The organism is Pseudomonas sp. Z003-0.4C(8344-21), assembly GCF_900104975.1.
Classification (GTDB): Bacteria; Pseudomonadota; Gammaproteobacteria; order Pseudomonadales; family Pseudomonadaceae; genus Aquipseudomonas; species Aquipseudomonas granadensis.
In genome coordinates this window covers 3,486,438-3,503,417 of sequence record NZ_LT629756.1, presented here as the reverse complement: position 1 = coordinate 3,503,417, position 16,980 = coordinate 3,486,438, and the positions used below count along the sequence as shown (strand labels likewise).

Below are 16,980 nucleotides of genomic sequence, written 5' to 3'. Positions count from 1 at the left end.
TTTCCGTCAGTGCTGCGCTTGCTTCGGGGGCGAGCCACCTTGAACCGTAATCACCTTTTCAAATCCGCACGGCCCGGTTGTTTACCTGAAGGCTTGGTCTCGAGTGGTTTACGGCTCAAAAAAGGCGAAGGATTCATAACCTAAAGTAAATTATGTAGTGATTTAAAGTAACTCACGCCTTCCGATTCAATACTTATACTCGGAACACACCCTGATCGAACGACTCCGTTTGACGGGCAAAACAAAACTTACAAAGGTGTTCCCAAATGAATGCGTACAAAATTGCTTCGGTTCCTGGAGACGGTATCGGCATTGAAGTTATTGCTGCCGGGGTTGAAGTCCTCAAGGCGCTGTCCAAGAAAGTCGGCTTTGAAATTACCTTCAAGGACTTCGACTGGAACTCGGATAACTACTTGAAAAATGGCTACTACATTCCGGAAGGTGGCCTGGAAGAACTCAAGACTTTCGATGCGATTTTCTTCGGTGCCGTAGGTGCGCTGAACGTTCCTGACCACATTTCTTTGTGGGGACTGCGTCTGCCTATTTGCCAAGGCTTTGACCAGTACGCAAACGTACGTCCTGCCCGCGTGCTTCCTGGCGTTAAAAGCCCGCTGCACAATGGTGATCAGATCGACTGGGTCGTGGTGCGTGAAAACTCTGAAGGTGAGTACTCGGGCAACGGCGGACGCGTACACCGTGGCTTGCCAGAAGAAGTGGCCACTGAAGTCTCTGTGTTCACCCGTGCCGGTGTTGAGCGTATCCACCGTTTTGCTTTCCAGTTGGCCCAGAGCCGTCCGCGCAAGCACTTGACTATGGTCACTAAGTCCAACGCCCAGCGCCATGGCATGGTGTTGTGGGATGAGATCTTCTACGAGGTGGCCAAGGACTTCCCTGATGTGAAGATCGACAAAGAACTGGTCGATGCCGTTACCACACGCATGGTGCTTAAGCCATCCACTCTGGATGTGATCGTGGCGACCAACCTGCACGCCGATATCCTTTCCGACCTCGCCGCCGCCTTGTCAGGTAGCCTGGGTATTGCACCGACTGCCAATCTAAATCCTTCGCGCCAGTTCCCGTCGATGTTCGAGCCGATCCACGGTTCCGCCTTCGACATCACCGGTAAAGGCGTCGCCAACCCGATCGCAACCTTCTGGACTGCGGCCATGATGCTCGAGCATCTGGGCGAGGCTGCGGCCGCCAAGGAACTGATGTCCGCCATCGAAGCTGTTACCGAAAGCGGTTTGCACACGCCTGATTTAGGCGGTACAGCGACCACTCGGCAGATCACCGACGCTGTAATCAAGCTGATTGGCCGCTAATTCATAGTAATAACTACGGCATACCGCCAAGGGAGGGGTCATTGATCCAGCCCTTGGCATTTCCTGACAACAATAAAAAATCAGGGCCCCGTCATGAAAAAAATTCTGGGAAAGCTCTACGTTCAAGTTTTGCTAGCCGTGATCCTCGGTGCCATCGTGGGTGTAGCGGTTCCTGAAACCGGTGAAGCACTGAAGCCCTTGGGCGACGCGTTCATCAAACTGATCAAGATGCTCCTTGCACCGGTGATTTTCCTCACGGTGGTAACGGGCATCGCCAAGATGGAAAACATGAAGGAGTTAGGGCGTGTCGGTATGCGCGCACTGATCTACTTCGAGGTGGTGTCGACCCTAGCACTGGTGGTTGGTCTGGTGGTGGTGGACGTGTTCAAGCCCGGCGCAGGCATGAACATCGACGTCGCGACGCTGGACGCTTCAAGCCTGGATACCTATACCACCGCAGCGAAGCACACGACGTTCATGGATTTCGTGATGAACATCATCCCGAACACCATTGTCGATGCCTTTGCCAAAGGCAATGTACTGCAGATCCTATTGTTCTCGGTGCTGCTGGGCGTCGCCCTGGCACAGGTTGGCCCCCGCGCAAAATTCTTCGTCGACACGCTTGATAGCCTGATGCAGGGCATGTTCCGAATGGTCAACATGATCATGCGCTTGGCCCCCATTGGCGCATTCGGCGCGATTGCCTTCACCATCGGCAAATACGGCTTCGGCTCGCTGTTCTCGCTGGGCAAGCTGATGGCCTGTGTCTACCTCACCTGCATCGTGTTTGTGATCTTCGTGCTCGGTCCCATCTGCCGCATGAGTGGTTTCAGCCTGTGGAAGTTCCTGCGGTTTATTAAGGAAGAGTTGTTCACTGTGCTGGGCACCAGTTCATCGGAGTCGGTACTACCGCAGATGATTTCCAAGATGGAGAAGGCAGGGGTTTCCAAGCCGGTTGCTGGCATGGTGATTCCGGCGAGCCTGACGTTCAACCCGGATGGGCAGGCGATCTACTACACCATTGCAGCCATCTTCATTGCCCAGGCCACCAACACACCATTGACCTTGATGGACCAATTGATCGTGCTGGCCGTGCTGATGTTCACCTCCAAGGGATCGGCCGGGGTGACAGGTTCGGGTTTTATCATTCTGGCGGCCACCCTGGCTTCGCTGGGAACCATTCCGGTCGCTGGCATGGTGCTGTTGTTGGGTGTCGACCGTTTCATGTCTGAAGCGCGTGCCATCACCAACACCATTGGCAACGGCGTCGGCACCATGGCGATTGCCAAGTGGGTAGGAGCACTGGATACGGCGAAGATGAATCGTGCACTCAACGGTCAGCCGGAGCCTGATGAAGTGACGCCCCCTGTCGCCAGCCAATCCGCGTCCCATGACGCTCATAGCAACGGCTCTCAACAGGTGGGCCTGGCGCCTGCTTTGAAGGTCTAAGCTTCTGCAATCAGAAGTTTGGGCTGGCTCAACGTCGGCTCCTTCCCGGAGTCGACGTTTTCTTTTTAGGTGACCTTCAATTTGAAATCAGATAGCTGCGCCGGTTGCGTGACGAGTCATTTTCAAAGGTAAAAACAATGTTTGAGTTGGATCATGTGCTTGCGCAGGACATCGTCGATCGAGCAATGCTCATCCTTCCTTTCAATGTCAATGTGATGGACTGCCAGGGCTTGATTATGGGCAGTGGCGAGCCCGAGCGGATAAACACCCGTCATGAGGGTGCCCAGCTAGTTCTGGCGAACCAGCGCGTGGTGGAAATCGATGTGCAGTCGTCTCCCTGCCTCAAAGGGGTCCAGCCAGGTATCAATGTGCCCCTCATGCACGATGAACGCTTGATTGGCGTGCTGGGCCTTACCGGCGATCCGCATACGCTGCGTACTTACGCAGAATTGCTGCGCATGACCGCTGAAATGCTAGTTTCGCAACGGCACCGCGAAGTGCAGTCGCAATGGCGCAAGCAGCGCAGCGACGACTTGCTGGCCTTGCTCTTGGGGGATGCGGGAAACTCTCCTCGCTTGTTGGACGAAGCGCAGCAGCTAGGGCTCAAACACCAGCTCACGCGCACGCCACTTTTGATTGAGTTCGCGTCTAACCAGGTCGCAGCGATGGTGAGTGAATGGTTGCTGGGGCGGGTTCCGGACAGTTGGTGTCTGAGTCCGTCGCCTAATACGGTCCTGTGGTGCTGCCCCGCCGTCAGCGGGGTCGATCCTCACAAGTACCTGCAAAAAATGCAGAGCCAAGGCTGGACGCCTGTTCGTGTGGCCATCGGAGTGCCTGTCCAGGGCATGGAGCGGCTACGCAAAGTCTGCGCGCATGTGACGGCGCTAGCGGCCTATGGTCGTGCCGTTTTGAAGACGCAGCGGCTTTTGCTGCTGACGCGCTTGCGTCTGCCGGCAATGTTATGGGCTCATCGAGAAGAGTATGTGGTCGAGGAACTACTGGCCGTCGTCAACAAGGTGCGTGCCAAGGACAGCAATGGTCAGTTGATGCAAACGTTGCGAAGCTGGTGTGAGCACAGTGGGCAAATCCAAACCTGTGCAGATGCCCTAGGCTTGCATCGAAACACCCTGCGTTATCGGATGGATAGGATTTCAGAGATCACCGAAATGGATTTGAACAAGCTAGATGACGTGGTTGTTTTGTACCTGGGTGTGCAACTGATGTCTGACGGTTGAGCCTCGATGTTCAGCGTAAACAGGCGCAGACTTGCATCAGCGCCTGAGGTTGGAGGCTAAACGGTTCGCCGATATCAGCACTCGGCATAGGTTTAGCGAGTACCTGCGCCGTAAACCGCGAAGGCGCCCAATGCTTCTTCTATTCGCAGTAGACGATTGTATTTGCTCACTCGGTCCGACCGGCACAACGATCCGGTCTTGATCTGTCCGGCCCGCGTGGCGACGGCGAGGTCGGCAATGAAGGTATCCTCCGTTTCCCCGGAGCGGTGTGAGATGACCGCTTTGTAGCCCGCCGCTTGAGCCATGCGAATGGCGGCCAGGGTTTCGGTCAAGGTGCCGATCTGGTTGTATTTGATCAGCACCGAGTTGGCAATCCCTCGATCTATCCCTTCCTTGAGGATGCGCGTGTTGGTGACGAACAGATCGTCGCCTACCAGTTGCACATGTTCGCCAAGCTGGGCGGTCAGTTTTTTCCAGCCGTCCCAGTCACTTTCGTCCATGCCGTCTTCGATAGAAGTGATGGGGTAGCGCTCACAGAGTGAGCTCAAGTAACGGGAAAAGTCTTCGGAGTCGAATCGACGATCTTCACCCTGCAGATGGTAGAAACCGTCCTCGAAGAATTCGGAGGCTGCGCAGTCGAGCGCTAGAGTAACGTCCTGTCCCAGCACATAGCCTGCTCGCTCCACGGCTTCTTGGATGACCAACAAAGCGGCTTCGTTGGAGGGCAGCGAAGGGGCAAATCCGCCTTCGTCGCCGACCGAGGTACTCAGGCCTTGAACGCGCAAAACGGCTTTCAAGGAGTGAAAGATCTCGGCACCCATGCGCAGTGCCTCGCGAAACGATGAGGCTGAAACCGGCTGAATCATAAACTCCTGAATGTCCACATTATTATCGGCATGTTCGCCGCCGTTAATGATGTTCATCATCGGTATCGGCAAGGCGTACCGTCCAGGTTGACCGTACAGGGAGGCCAGGTGTTCGTACAGCTCCAGGCCCTGATGCTGTGCGCCAGCCCGTGCGGTGGCCAGCGATACGGCTAGCGTCGCATTGGCGCCCAAGGCGCTTTTGGAATCTGTGCCGTCCAGTTTGATCATGGCCTCATCGACGGTCTTCTGGTCCAAAGCGCTAAGCCCTTTGACCCGTGCGCTGATCACGCCCTTGACGTTTTCCACGGCGCGCAGTACGCCCTTGCCCAGGTAGCGAGCCTCACCATCGCGAAGCTCCAGCGCTTCTCTCGAACCCGTCGATGCGCCAGAGGGCACACTGGCGGAACCGGTCACACCGTTGGCCAGTGTCACGCTGGCTTCTATCGTCGGGTTGCCGCGTGAATCGAGTATCTCGCGAGCGTGAATGTGCGCAATGGCAGAGGTTTCAGGCGTCATGGAGGGTCTCCGATTGAGTGGTGCTTGCAGGGCGCGGTTGGTTGGCGTTTTCGAGCAGTTCTTGCTGCTCTGCTCGTAAGGCACGGACGTCGAAATCCCGTGGCCAATCAGTCATGGACTCTCGGGGAGTCGGCATTTGTACGGCTGGGTGCTGCTTCGAAATCATTGGACGTCACTCTTTTTGATATTGAGGGACAACTATTACCTGACCAAGCCTACGCCGAGATTCGGGCGAATCCTTTAGGCGCGCGAACAAAAGCGCTTGCCTTTGCTTGTGCCTGGAGCTGGAGCCTAAGCGGTTCGCTGATGTCAGCATGAGGCATCACCTATCGCCGGAGAGCGCTCATGAAAGTCGTCATAGCACCTGATTCATTCAAGGACAGCCTAAGCGCCGATGGCGTTGCACAAGCCATTGCGCTGGGGCTGGCTGAGGTGCTGCCTAACGCTGAATTGGTGCAATGCCCGATGGCCGATGGCGGCGAGGGAACCATGGAGGCGATTCTGGCGGCCCTGCACGGTGAGTGTCGTCACGCCGAGGTTAGAGGGCCTTTGGGTGTCGGGGTCAGCGCCCGTTGGGGATGGCTTGCGCAGACGCGAACCGCGGTCATTGAAATGGCCGAGGCGAGCGGCCTGCAACTGGTGGCCTTGGAGCAACGTGACGCATGTCTCAGCTCCAGCTATGGCACTGGGCAACTGATCCTTGATGCTCTGAATGCCGGGGCCGAAACAATCATCTTGACCATCGGTGGTAGCGCGACCAACGACGGCGGTGCGGGTATGCTCAATGCCTTGGGCGCGCGCTTCCAAGATGAAGGTGGAAGGGAGCTGACGCCAGGTGGCTTGGCTCTTTCTGGATTGTGTAGTATCGATTTGAGTGAGATGGATCCCCGTCTGCATAGTACCCGTTTCGAAGTGGCGGCTGATGTCGATAACCCCTTGTGCGGTGCCCACGGCGCTTCATTTACCTTTGGTCGGCAGAAGGGGGCAAGCAGCGAGCAGATCGAACAGCTGGATCAGGCATTGACCCATTTTGCCGATTGTTGCGCTGTCGTGCTTGCGCAGGATGTTCGCGACATTCCGGGCGCCGGGGCAGCCGGAGGCATGGGGTTTGCCGCGAAAGCGTTCCTGGGGGCCGGTTTTCGACCGGGCGTAGAAGTGGTGGCAAAATTGGTCGGGCTTGCCGATAAGATCAAGGGTGCAGACCTAGTCATCACCGGCGAAGGCCGTTGTGACGGTCAAACGTTGCGCGGCAAAACCCCCATGGGGGTAGCGCGTATTGCCCGTGAGCAAGGCGTACCTGTAGTGATTCTTGCCGGCACGCTCGGTGAGCGCTACGAGGCGCTGTATGAACACGGCGTCAACGCTGCTTTCGCATTGGTGTCAGGCCCCATGAGCCTCGCCGATGCGTGCCAGCAAGCACCTCGACTATTGCGCGAACGGGCGCGGGATATTGCTCGTCTCTGGCGGCTTAAATAGCTATTCGCGGCCTGCAGGCAACTGAGAGGGGTGAACCGTCCCACGCCTGAGCTCAGTTACTACCACCTGCGGGGCACCTACTCGCCACATTGAAAGGTTTCTCAGTCCTGCGGTGATCTTTGCTGCTTTTTAACGGATTAGTTTCAGGTTAATTGCTAGTGCATGTGCGCCTATCCTGTGTCTACGGCCTTAGATGCAATTAAGTCAGCCGTTGCAGTTTCTGCACCTGCGGCGGCCTGTGTAAACTCATCGCTCACGCCTCATGCTGTGTGGTTTGTAGTGATCCAACGCCAGGATGCGCTTGAGGTGAGCTCACACCATTTCTACTTTTTTACGGTCGTGCGAAGGCGCTGATGACGAACCACATCTCGGGTCGCTCATCGTTCGGCCCCATTCCTACAGTTCGAGTATCAGCCCCAAAGCGATTCCTGGTTATGTGCCGCTTTTGCCGACCTTTGCGGAGCCTGAGAGGCTGCAATGGTTCGAAAGGGGCCACTCACGAATGACTGGTTTTGGCCGATAGCGGCCCTTGAAGACTGACAGGTGGAATTCCTGCCTATGTTCAATTGGCCCCTACACCTAGCCCAGGCGTGGACACCCTTTCTTGCCACCTCGGAAACCTGGCCCCTGTGAGCTGGGTCCACCGATCCTTTCTGCCTAGCTAGATGAGGCGACAGTTACCAGTGATAGATTCATGTCAATCTGTAGCCTATCTACCACGTCCGGTCCGTCATCCTTGATCCACGCTCCGTACTGCTGACTGATCATCTTTCCATGAGTATGGTTCAACTGATCGGAGATCCAGTCGACCGGCGCACGGTGACGGCCAGGCCTCTCTACAGCCCGGTTTCTTTCCGCAATTTATTTTGAGGTGCTGATTTTGCTGTCTTGGAACGGATAAGAAATGTGTGCGATGCGGAAAAATCATGTCCCTAAGCGAATGATTTAAAAGAAAAAGATTATGGACTTAAAATCCCCCGCTCGTAAGGGCGTGCCGGTTCGATTCCGGCTTCGGGCACCATGAATATGAAGGGCTTGCATGAGATATCTCGTGCGAGCCCTTTTTTTGCTTTGCAGTTACCAGGTTCAGCGCGAATTCATCTCTTTGCTGAGTCGAGTGGACTTTACCCTGCGCCTGCGCATCCAGCTCGCGAGTGCATGTAGCGGATGCAGAACGGCCGCAAGCGCGCCCACAACCAGGATTGAAAAAAGCGTGATCAGCGCAATGCTTTCGTGCGAGAACATGGTGGGTTACTCCTGTAGTCACTATGTTGGAACCCGCAGGCTAGACGCTTTCGACGGTGTTTGCGGTGAACGTATGTTCATCTTTTTCCAGCCGGACTGTGCTACGGGAAACTCGCGTAGGGGGCTGGCGGAGTAAAAAGCGATACTGGCTTTTGACCGGCAGGGAACCGATCAGGAAGGAAAAATAATCATCACGCGCAAGCGAACTGGCGGTGACTGCAGCGTCACCGCTCGTGCAGCAAACCTCGCGTCCGCTTGTTCAATCGCGGTCATCTGAACCGGGGCAATGGCCGATCGATAGGTTTCAACGCTGACAGCGTATTGCGAATCAGCGGAGCATCCTTTTCGATGTCGTTGAGCCGGTCGCGGATGCGCAGGGCGGTGGGGTGACCGCCTTGATGATCGACCCAGTCGGCGATTTCCTTGCAGGCCGCCGCAAGTCGAGCCTGGCGGGCGTCGAGAAGGGTGAGGAGGGTGGTGATGGACTCTTTTTCGGACATGGAACACCTCCGTTCTATCTAAGCTGAATGGCAGCAAAAAGCCCGCGCTGGCGAGCCTCATGCCGTGGGGGTGCTGCTCCCTCAGCTGGTTTGAGTATAGACCCGCTTTTGATCGATATCAGGCGCAGGGCCGGCGGGCAACTGACGGGGCGCTGGCTGCGTTCAGCCGCTGGCATTCATTTTCCGCGTCGTCTTCTTTGTCGTAGCCATCGCCGATGAAGCCGCCTGTGCGCGTGTCGCGGATTCGAAACCAGCTTTGCGCTTCAGCGGGATCTTGCTGACTGTCCCCGGCGCGACGGCCGTGGATGATGATTTTGGTGCAACGCTGCACGACGAAAATGTCTTCCATGGCGCCACCGCACTGATTCGTGTCACAACAACTATAGAAGCCTGTAGCGATTGCGCAAAAAATACACAGTTCAGCGCGTCGGCTGCCCGCTCAAGTCAGCCATCAACTGGCGTCCGCCACCTCAATCATCTGTTCAAGAAACATCGCCAGAGCCACTTCCTCGGTGCGCAAGCCTTTGCGCACGCGCGGTTTCGGCAGTTCGGCAAGGGCGCCGAGCATGAATTTTTCCACCACGCCGGGATGGATGTAGCACTTGCGGCACACCGCCGGGGTGTTCCCCAGTTGCTTGGCGACGTTTTTCACCATCTCCACCACGTGCCGTTTTGCCTCGGCCTCGGACTCCCATTGCAACTCACGCAATGTCGACAGCGCCAAAGCGCTGCCGGCCCAGGTGCGGTAATCCTTGGCGGTGAAATCGGCGCCAGTGAGGGTTTTCAAGTAGGCGTTAACGTCTGACGAGGTGACGGAGTGGCGTTCGCCGTTTTCGTCCAGATATTGAAACAGGTTCTGCCCGGGGATCTCCAGGCAGCGCTTGATGATGCGTGCCAGGCGTCGGTCCTTGACGGTGATCTGGTGTTCGATGCCGCTCTTGCCACGAAACTGGAACAGGATCGCGCTGCCGTTGACCTCGACGTGGCGGCTGCGCAGGGTGGTCAGACCGTAAGAACGGTTATCGCGGGCATATTGCGTGTTGCCGACCCGAATCAGCGTAGCGTCGAGCAAAGTGATGACGGTTGCCATGACCTTGTCGCGACTGAAGCCGGGCGCCGCCAGCAGCGCTTCCAATTGCTTGCGCAGCTTTGGTAGCGCCAGACCGAAATCGCGCAGCCGGGAATACTTGTCGGCATCGCGCACCTCACGCCAGCGTGCATGGTAACGATACTGCTTGCGGCCGCGCGCATCGCGGCCAGTGGCTTGCAGATGACCGCACGGGTCCGGGCAGATCCACACATCGGTGTACGCCGGAGGGACGGCGAGGGCGTTGATCCGTTTGATTTCATCCGGGTCGGTGATGCGTTGTCCCGACGGTGAGAAGTAGCAGAACTTGCCGCGCAGTTTCTTGCGAGTGATACCGGGCTGGGAGTCATCGACGTAATGCAGGTCGGATGGCAGTGCAGCAGTCAGCTCGGTGTCGGGCATGGCAAGGTCCTTGGGTGGCAGCGGTCAGTAAAATCATTGACCGCACGCCGTTGCCGTCGTGCCAAATGATTCAGGCAAGCACCGCGACCGCTTTGATCTGCGCCCACAACCGCTGGCCCGGGTGCACACACAATTGGTCTCTGGAATAGCGCGTGATCCGTGCGAGCAACGGCGTTCCGCCTGCATCGAGACGAATCAGTACGTGAGCGGCGTTGTCGGCTGCTTGCTCGCCCACTACCGTAACTGGCAATCGATTGAGAATGCTGCTGGATTCGCTGTCATGCAGCGCCAGGCTGATGTCCCGCGCATGCACCTTGCAGCGCAGCGTCTGGCCGATACTCATCGGTGCATGCGTGACGCGAATGCTCATTTCGGTAGCCGGCAGTTGCAGGCTCAGTAATTGATACTGCGCATCGTAAGCGCTGACCTGGCCTTCGATGATCACCCCGGCGTCATCGCCCATTGCCATCGGCAAGTCCAGCCGTGCGAGGGTTTCGCCGATCGGGCCGCTGGCCAACACCTTGCCCTCGCTGAGCAACACCAGGTGATCGGCCAGTCGCGCCACTTCGTCCTGGGCATGGCTGACATACAGCACCGGAATGTCCAGTTCGTCATGCAGGCGCTGCAAGTAAGGCACAATTTCGTTTTTGCGCTGGCTGTCGAGTGCGGCCAGCGGTTCGTCCATCAGCAACAATTTCGGACTGGTGAGCAACGCGCGGGCGATGCCGACACGCTGTCGCTCACCGCCGGACAAATGCTCTGGATGGCGATTCAGCAGATGCGCGATGCCCAGCAGTTCGGTGGCTTGCGTTATATCGACCTGACGCTGTGATTTGGCAATACGTTTGAGGCCGAACTGCAAATTGGCCATGACCGACAGATGCGCAAACAGGCTCGCTTCCTGGAATACATAGCCGATTGCTCGCTTGTGCGGCGGGACGAAAATGCCGTTGTCGCTGTCCTGCCAGACCTCGCCGTTGACCTCAACAAAGCCTTGCCCGGCGCGTTCGAGTCCGGCGATACAACGCAGGCAAGAGGTCTTGCCAGAGCCCGAAGGTCCATAAAGCGCGGTCACGCCGCGGCCCGGCACATGCAAGTCGACATCGAGACGGAAGCCCGGCCAGACGGTTTTCAAACGAGCATTGATCATCACTCAGCTCCAGCCCGCGCGGGTCTTGCGGCTGGAGTACAGCGCCAGCAATACCACAAACGAAAATATCAGCATTGCCCCGGCCAGCCAGTGGGCCTGGGCGTATTCGAGGGCTTCGACGTGGTCATAGATCTGCACGGAAACCACACGGGTCTTGTCGGGGATGTTGCCGCCGATCATCAGCACTACGCCGAACTCACCGACCGTATGCGCAAAGCCGAGGATCGCTGCGGTGATAAAACCAGGTCGAGCCAGCGGCACCATCACGCTGAAGAACGTATCCCAGGGACCGGCGCGCAGGGTGGCGGCGACTTCCAGCGGGCGCTGGCCAATGGCGGAAAACGCGTTCTGCAATGGTTGCACCACGAACGGCATGGAATAGATCACCGACCCAATCACCAGCCCCGTAAAGCTGAAGGTCAGCGTGCCCAGACCCAGCCATTGGGTGAATTGGCCGAGAAAGCCGTTCGGGCCCATCAGCAGCAACAGGTAAAAACCGATGACGGTGGGCGGCAGAACCAGGGGCAGGGCGACGATCGCCCCAATCGGGCCACGCAACCAGGAGCGGGTGCGCGACAACCACAGGGCAATCGGTGTGCCGACCACCAGAAGAATTGCCGTGGTGACGGACGCCAGTTTCAGGGTCAGCCAGATCGCGGCGAAATCGGCACTGGTCAGTGCCATTTACAGTTGATAACCGTAAGACTTGATCACCGCAGCGGCTTGCGGGCCTTTGAGGTATTCGACCAGTGCCTTGGCGGCAGGATTGTCTTTGCCTTTGTTCAGAATCACGGCGTCCTGTTTGATCGGATCATGCATGTCGGCCGGTACGATCCACGCCGAACCGCTGCTGACTTTACCGTCCTTGTAGATCTGCGACAGGGCGACAAAACCCAGTTCGGCGTTGCCGGTCGAAACGAATTGATAAGCCTGTGTGATGTTTTGTCCCTCAACCAGCTTGGCTTGGGTAGCCTCGGTCAGTTTGAGTTTGGCCAGTACCTGGGTCGCCGCCAAGCCGTAGGGTGCAGCTTTCGGATTAGCGATGGACAGATGCTGGTACTGGTTTTTCTGCAAAACTCCGCCCGCATCATCGACGTAACCTTCTTTCGCCGACCACAGCGCCAAGGTGCCGATCGCATAAGTGAAGCGCGAACCTTTGACAGTGTCGCCTTCCTTTTCAAGTTTTTCCGGGGTGGTATCGTCAGCGGCCAGGAACACTTCGAACGGCGCGCCGTTCTTGATTTGCGTATAGAACTGGCCGGTGGCGCCGTAGGCTGCAACCAGTGTATGCCCGGTGTCTTTTGCGAAGCCGGCGGCGATGGCCTGGATCGGCGCGGTGAAATTCGCGGCCACTGCCACTTGTACTTCATCGGCCAAAGCGCCATTGCTGGCGAATACAGCGATCAGAGATGCCAGGCAGGCAGGGGCAAATCGTGAGGCATGCAGGATCATGCAACAGCTCCGTGGTTGGCGTGTACGCCGGGCAGCACTGTCAGGTGAGGGCTGCTTCGCGGCAAGTGTGCTTTCGCTATATACGGAAATATATAGCGAAAGCAGGCCAAACAGGAAATGTTCTGTGCCACGTCAACGATGCTTGAGTTTCGCCAGTGCGCCTTCGGCTAACTGCCGGGTCAGTTCAGCACTGTCTGTATCCTTGCCCAGCGTGAACGCCTGACCGGCCCATAGGTTCGCGAACTGTTCCTCTTTCACCGCGCGCAAAGGCATCAATGCCCCGCCAGCCAGGGGGAACGCCGGGGCTTGAGCCGACATCGGGCCGAGTTCGCGCATCACCCGGTTGAGAATGCCCCGCGCCGGCCGGCCGGTAAAAAGATTGGTGATTGCGGTTTCGCTTTCCTTGGCGGTGCGCAGCGCCTTGTGGTGACTGGCGCTGATTTTTGCTTCGGTCGTAAACAGATAAGCGGTGCCGACTTGTACGGCCGAGGCGCCGAGCATGAATGCCGCCGCCACGCCGCGCGCATCGGCAATGGCCCCTGCGGCAATCACCGGGATTTTTACCGCATCGACCACCTGTGGGACCAGGGCAAACGTACCCACCTGACTGCTCAGGTCATCACTCAGGAACATGCCCCGATGGCCGCCGGCCTCATAGCCCATGGCGATGATCGCATCGCAGCCGTGCTGTTCCAGCCAGACCGCTTCATCGACCGTGGTTGCCGACGAGAGGATCTTCGCTCCGGTAGCCTTGACCCGCTCCAGCAGGGATTTTTCCGGCAGGCCGAAATGGAAACTCACCACCTCGGGCCGGAACTCTTCCAGCACTTCGCAGGCCACCGCATCGAAAGGCGCACGGTTGGACACCGGCGTCGGTGCGTCGAAATCAACGCCCAGTTCGCGGTAGTACGGCTCAAGCAGGTTTTTCCATTCGCGTGCGCGCTGTTCATCGGTGACTGGAGGCTGATGACAGAAGAAATTGACATTGAATGGCCTGGTCGTGTTCTGGCGAATGGTCTTCAGTTCTTCGCGCAATTGCTCGATGCTCAGCATCGCCGCTGGCATCGATCCCAATCCACCCGCGTTGCATACGGCGATCACCATGGACGCATTCGTCGCGCCGGCCATCGGCCCCTGAATGATGGGTAATTCGATGCCGAGCAAATCAACGATGCGAGTGTCTGGCCATTGGCTCATGAAGCTGTTCTCCGAACGAGGAAGCGGGCAGGGATGGCAGAAGCGGTTTGTAACAGCAAAAGCGCGTTTCGAGCCAGTCCGAAATTGAGAACAACCCGTGCAGTTTTTCGGCGCCGAAAGAGTCCGCCACTTGTCCTGCGTGCGCAGCTGCGCCTTCTCCTGAGGCAGATTCGCTGTTTGGCCCATGGTCGAATGTGGCAATGTGTTTCGATGTGCTATTCCACGACACGACATTCTGAAAACAGTCATGCGAGGCAGTCATGTTCAACGCCATTGTGATCGACAAAGACGACAGCAGTTACCGCGCCAATCTGCAGCAACTCGACGAAGCGCAATTGCCTGAAGGGGACGTTACGGTAGCTGTCGCCTACAGCACGCTGAACTTCAAGGATGGGCTGGCGATTACCGGCAGCAGCCCGGTGGTGCGCAAGTTTCCGATGGTGCCAGGGATCGATCTGGCCGGCACCGTGGAACACAGCTCCCATCCGGATTACCAGGTCGGCGACCAGGTACTGCTCAATGGCTGGGGCGTTGGCGAAAATCACTGGGGCGGTCTGGCGCAGAAAGCCAGGCTCAATGGTGACTTGCTGATTCCTTTGCCCGAGGCTTTTACACCGGCGCAGGCCATGGCTGTCGGGACGGCCGGTTACACCGCGATGCTGTGCATTCTGGCGCTCGAACGCAATGGTGTGACACCAGCCCAGGGTGAGGTGCTGGTCACCGGCGCCAATGGTGGTGTCGGCAGCTTCGCGATCGCGCTGCTGAGCAAACTCGGTTATCGCGTGGTGGCGTCCACCGGGCGAGTGTCGGAGCATGAATACCTGCAGCGATTGGGCGCCAGCGAAATCATCGACCGCGCGACACTGTCCGAACCGGGCAAGCCGTTGGCCAAGGAACGCTGGGCCGCCGTGATCGATTCCGTCGGCAGTCACACTTTGGCCAATGCTTGCGCCAGCACTCGCGCCGAAGGCACTGTCGCGGCCTGTGGTCTGGCGCAAGGGATGGACTTCCCGGCATCCGTGGCGCCGTTCATTTTGCGCGGCGTGACGCTTGCCGGCATCAACAGCGTGACCCAGCCGAAAGCGCGGCGAGTGCACGCGTGGGAGCGGCTGGCCAAGGATCTGGATTTCTCGCTGCTGGCCTTGATCAGTCGTGAGATCGGCTTGAATGAAGTCCTCGACGCGGCGCCGCAGTTGCTGGCCGGGCAACTGCGCGGTCGCGTTGTGGTTGACGTCAATCGCTGAGCTGAACGAGCGCCAGGCGCTAAGGCTGGGTTTCCCGCTCGAGCAATTGCCGTTTGCGCTCAACGCCCCAGCGATAGCCTGAGAGGTTGCCATCGCTGCGCACCACGCGGTGGCACGGGATCGCCACCGCCAGACGGTTGGCCCCGCAAGCCTGAGCCACGGCGCGCATCGACGTTGGCGCGCCGATGCGTTGAGCGATTTGCGCGTAACTGGCCGTCTGCCCCGGCGGGATTTCCCGCAGCGCTTGCCATACGCGCTCCTGAAACGCAGTGCCGCGCACATCAAGCGGCAAGTCCAGGCCGATCGCTGGCGCCTCGACAAACCCCACGACCTGGGCGATCAGTTGCTCGAACCCGGCATCGGCGCCGATCAGGTTGGCCAGGCGAAACTGATCCTGCAAATCACAAACCAGACGATGCGGATCGTCACCCAACAGAATCGCACACACTCCGCGATCACTTTGCGCGACCAGAATCGCCCCGAGCGAGCATTGGCCGACGGCGAAGCGGATATCGTTATTCTTGCCGGCAGCGCGGTAATCGCCAGGTTTCATCCCGAGCAATTGATTGGCTGACTCATAGAAGCGGCTATTGGAATTGAATCCCGCGTCATATAGCGCCTCCGTCACCGACCCAGCGTTTGCCAGGTGTTGACGCAGCTTGCGCGAGCGGTGGGCGGCGGCGTAGCCCTTGGGCGTCAATCCGGTTGCGGCTTTAAAGATGCGGTGGAAATGAAATGGGCTCAGGCCAGCGGTCTGCGCCAGTTCGCTGAGCGCCGGCAATGTCTCGGCGGCCTCGATATGACGGCAGGCGTTGGCGACAGTCGCTGCGTGCTGTGCGGCAACGTCGCTGTGATCCTTGCCGGCGCGTCTGCTGGCTCGGTAGCCTGCGGCCTCGGCCTGCTCAGCCGTATCGAAAAACTCGACGTTGTGCGGTTTTGGCAGGCGCGAGAGGCTGCTTGGCCGGCAATAGACACCCGTGGTCTTTACTGCATAGACGAATTGCCCGTCCGCTTTCGGGTCGCGGGCCACCACAGCGGCCCAGCGCGGATCGGTTTCGATGCTGATGGTGTTGGCTAGCGTGTCCATAGGGGGTAATCCGTTGACCTGTTTGATTCAGGTTAACTGGCGTCGATTGCCTCGACACTCCGGGCCTTGCGGTCAAACTTTCACGCGCTGCCGGCGACGCGAAAGGTGAGATTCATGCGTCGTTCGCCCAAGCGCGGATGATAGCCCGGCTTGATCGGCAACACGCCGTGGAAACGCAAGCGATCAACGCCGCCCCAGATCACCATGTCGCCATGCAGCAGCGGAATTCGCTGGCATTTGTCGCTGCGTTCGAAGCCGCCGAACAGAAACATCACCGGTAAACCCAGCGACAACGAAACGATCGGCGCGGCATAGGCTTTTTCGTCCTTGTCCTGATGCAATGACATTTTCGCGCCGGGGACATATTGGTTGATCAGGCAGGAATCGGCCGCAAAGTCAGCGAACCCGGCTTGCTCTGCGGCGGCGCGCGCCAGATCGGCAAACACCGCAGGTAACGCAGGCCACGGCAATCCGCTGAGCGGATCCACGTTTGAATAGCGATAACCTCGGCGATCGGTGACCCAGCCCAGACGGCCGCAACTGCTGGTGCCGACCGACATGCTGAAGCCGCCGGGGGTAACCATATGGCGGAGCGGGGCGGCCGCAAGCACCGTGTCCAGCTCCGACAGCAGCCGATCAATCTGTGACAAGGCAAACCCGCGCAACACCCACGATTGCTCGCCGATCTGCTCGGCCCGGGCTTGCTGGACGGGTTCGTGGTCGGCGAACAGGTCAAAGTTGGACGGTTGCAT

The 16,980-nt window shown here is 58.2% G+C and carries 16 protein-coding genes; 5 read left to right on the top strand and 11 right to left on the bottom strand.

What is annotated here, in order from left to right; all coding sequences use genetic code 11:
• Window positions 1-266 precede the first annotated feature (266 nt).
• From BLU24_RS15900 to BLU24_RS15890, 3 genes are all read left to right on the top strand, one after another.
• On the top strand, window positions 267-1,322 hold the full coding sequence (locus BLU24_RS15900) for a tartrate dehydrogenase (RefSeq protein ID WP_093101790.1): 1,056 nt from the start codon (window positions 267-269) through the stop codon (window positions 1,320-1,322).
• Between the two features lie 93 nt (window positions 1,323-1,415).
• Window positions 1,416-2,771: a dicarboxylate/amino acid:cation symporter gene (locus tag BLU24_RS15895; RefSeq protein WP_093101789.1), complete on the top strand. Its 1,356-nt coding sequence runs from the start codon at window positions 1,416-1,418 to the stop codon at window positions 2,769-2,771.
• A 137-nt stretch (window positions 2,772-2,908) separates the two neighbouring features.
• On the top strand, window positions 2,909-4,006 hold the full coding sequence (locus BLU24_RS15890) for a sugar diacid recognition domain-containing protein (RefSeq protein ID WP_093101788.1): 1,098 nt from the start codon (window positions 2,909-2,911) through the stop codon (window positions 4,004-4,006).
• A 92-nt stretch (window positions 4,007-4,098) separates the two neighbouring features.
• Here BLU24_RS15890 and eno read toward each other — a convergent pair whose 3' ends face one another.
• Window positions 4,099-5,388 carry a phosphopyruvate hydratase gene (gene eno, locus BLU24_RS15885; RefSeq protein WP_093101787.1) on the bottom strand — a complete coding sequence of 430 codons (1,290 nt, stop codon included), beginning with the start codon at window positions 5,386-5,388 and terminating at the stop codon, window positions 4,099-4,101.
• Between the two features lie 345 nt (window positions 5,389-5,733).
• Here eno and BLU24_RS15880 point away from each other — a divergent pair, with 345 nt between their 5' ends.
• Window positions 5,734-6,864 carry a glycerate kinase gene (locus BLU24_RS15880; protein ID WP_093101786.1) on the top strand — a complete coding sequence of 377 codons (1,131 nt, stop codon included), beginning with the start codon at window positions 5,734-5,736 and terminating at the stop codon, window positions 6,862-6,864.
• Window positions 6,865-7,950: 1,086 nt separating this feature from the next.
• Here BLU24_RS15880 and BLU24_RS27805 read toward each other — a convergent pair.
• The 8 genes from BLU24_RS27805 to BLU24_RS15840 form a co-directional block, all read right to left on the bottom strand.
• Window positions 7,951-8,109: a hypothetical protein gene (locus tag BLU24_RS27805; RefSeq protein ID WP_167359894.1), complete on the bottom strand. Its 159-nt coding sequence runs from the start codon at window positions 8,107-8,109 to the stop codon at window positions 7,951-7,953.
• Between the two features lie 269 nt (window positions 8,110-8,378).
• Complete coding sequence (locus BLU24_RS15870) at window positions 8,379-8,609, bottom strand: hypothetical protein (RefSeq protein WP_090283253.1); 231 nt, start codon at window positions 8,607-8,609, stop codon at window positions 8,379-8,381.
• Window positions 8,610-8,727: 118 nt separating this feature from the next.
• Window positions 8,728-8,958 (bottom strand): hypothetical protein, encoded by a 231-nt coding sequence (locus BLU24_RS15865; protein ID WP_093101785.1) that lies wholly within the window; start codon window positions 8,956-8,958, stop codon window positions 8,728-8,730.
• A gap of 102 nt (window positions 8,959-9,060) precedes the next feature.
• Window positions 9,061-10,098, bottom strand: coding sequence for a DNA topoisomerase IB (locus tag BLU24_RS15860; protein ID WP_093101784.1), 1,038 nt, complete (start codon window positions 10,096-10,098; stop codon window positions 9,061-9,063).
• Window positions 10,099-10,168: 70 nt separating this feature from the next.
• Window positions 10,169-11,248: a molybdenum ABC transporter ATP-binding protein gene (modC, locus tag BLU24_RS15855; protein ID WP_093101783.1), complete on the bottom strand. Its 1,080-nt coding sequence runs from the start codon at window positions 11,246-11,248 to the stop codon at window positions 10,169-10,171.
• 3 nt (window positions 11,249-11,251) lie between these two features.
• Complete coding sequence (gene modB / locus BLU24_RS15850) at window positions 11,252-11,932, bottom strand: molybdate ABC transporter permease subunit (RefSeq protein ID WP_093101782.1); 681 nt, start codon at window positions 11,930-11,932, stop codon at window positions 11,252-11,254.
• On the bottom strand, window positions 11,933-12,700 hold the full coding sequence (gene modA, locus BLU24_RS15845) for a molybdate ABC transporter substrate-binding protein (RefSeq protein WP_093101781.1): 768 nt from the start codon (window positions 12,698-12,700) through the stop codon (window positions 11,933-11,935).
• A 132-nt stretch (window positions 12,701-12,832) separates the two neighbouring features.
• Window positions 12,833-13,897, bottom strand: a complete 1,065-nt coding sequence (locus BLU24_RS15840; protein WP_093101780.1) for an NAD(P)H-dependent flavin oxidoreductase — start codon at window positions 13,895-13,897, stop codon at window positions 12,833-12,835.
• Between the two features lie 260 nt (window positions 13,898-14,157).
• Here BLU24_RS15840 and acuI point away from each other — a divergent pair, with 260 nt between their 5' ends.
• Window positions 14,158-15,141, top strand: a complete 984-nt coding sequence (gene acuI / locus BLU24_RS15835) for an acrylyl-CoA reductase (NADPH) (protein ID WP_093101779.1) — start codon at window positions 14,158-14,160, stop codon at window positions 15,139-15,141.
• 19 nt (window positions 15,142-15,160) lie between these two features.
• Here acuI and ada read toward each other — a convergent pair whose 3' ends face one another.
• Window positions 15,161-16,228 carry a bifunctional DNA-binding transcriptional regulator/O6-methylguanine-DNA methyltransferase Ada gene (gene ada / locus BLU24_RS15830; protein ID WP_093101778.1) on the bottom strand — a complete coding sequence of 356 codons (1,068 nt, stop codon included), beginning with the start codon at window positions 16,226-16,228 and terminating at the stop codon, window positions 15,161-15,163.
• A gap of 80 nt (window positions 16,229-16,308) precedes the next feature.
• The gene (gene alkB / locus BLU24_RS15825) at window positions 16,309-16,980 is read right to left on the bottom strand and encodes a DNA oxidative demethylase AlkB (protein ID WP_093101777.1); all 672 of its coding nucleotides are present in this window, start codon (window positions 16,978-16,980) and stop codon (window positions 16,309-16,311) included.

Bases quoted from the DNA above. Each gene is read 5' to 3' on its own strand.
- ada (WP_093101778.1), bottom strand. From the start codon at position 16,228: ATGGACACGCTAGCCAACACCATCAGCATCGAAACCGATCCGCGCTGG.
- BLU24_RS15895 (WP_093101789.1), top strand. From the start codon at position 1,416: ATGAAAAAAATTCTGGGAAAGCTCTACGTTCAAGTTTTGCTAGCCGTG.
- BLU24_RS15860 (WP_093101784.1), bottom strand. From the start codon at position 10,098: ATGCCCGACACCGAGCTGACTGCTGCACTGCCATCCGACCTGCATTAC.
- BLU24_RS27805 (WP_167359894.1), bottom strand. From the start codon at position 8,109: ATGTTCTCGCACGAAAGCATTGCGCTGATCACGCTTTTTTCAATCCTG.
- alkB (WP_093101777.1), bottom strand. From the start codon at position 16,980: ATGCAACCGTCCAACTTTGACCTGTTCGCCGACCACGAACCCGTCCAG.
- acuI (WP_093101779.1), top strand. From the start codon at position 14,158: ATGTTCAACGCCATTGTGATCGACAAAGACGACAGCAGTTACCGCGCC.
- BLU24_RS15880 (WP_093101786.1), top strand. From the start codon at position 5,734: ATGAAAGTCGTCATAGCACCTGATTCATTCAAGGACAGCCTAAGCGCC.
- BLU24_RS15840 (WP_093101780.1), bottom strand. From the start codon at position 13,897: ATGAGCCAATGGCCAGACACTCGCATCGTTGATTTGCTCGGCATCGAA.
- BLU24_RS15890 (WP_093101788.1), top strand. From the start codon at position 2,909: ATGTTTGAGTTGGATCATGTGCTTGCGCAGGACATCGTCGATCGAGCA.
- eno (WP_093101787.1), bottom strand. From the start codon at position 5,388: ATGACGCCTGAAACCTCTGCCATTGCGCACATTCACGCTCGCGAGATA.
- BLU24_RS15900 (WP_093101790.1), top strand. From the start codon at position 267: ATGAATGCGTACAAAATTGCTTCGGTTCCTGGAGACGGTATCGGCATT.
- modC (WP_093101783.1), bottom strand. From the start codon at position 11,248: ATGATCAATGCTCGTTTGAAAACCGTCTGGCCGGGCTTCCGTCTCGAT.
- BLU24_RS15870 (WP_090283253.1), bottom strand. From the start codon at position 8,609: ATGTCCGAAAAAGAGTCCATCACCACCCTCCTCACCCTTCTCGACGCC.
- modA (WP_093101781.1), bottom strand. From the start codon at position 12,700: ATGATCCTGCATGCCTCACGATTTGCCCCTGCCTGCCTGGCATCTCTG.
- modB (WP_093101782.1), bottom strand. From the start codon at position 11,932: ATGGCACTGACCAGTGCCGATTTCGCCGCGATCTGGCTGACCCTGAAA.
- BLU24_RS15865 (WP_093101785.1), bottom strand. From the start codon at position 8,958: ATGGAAGACATTTTCGTCGTGCAGCGTTGCACCAAAATCATCATCCAC.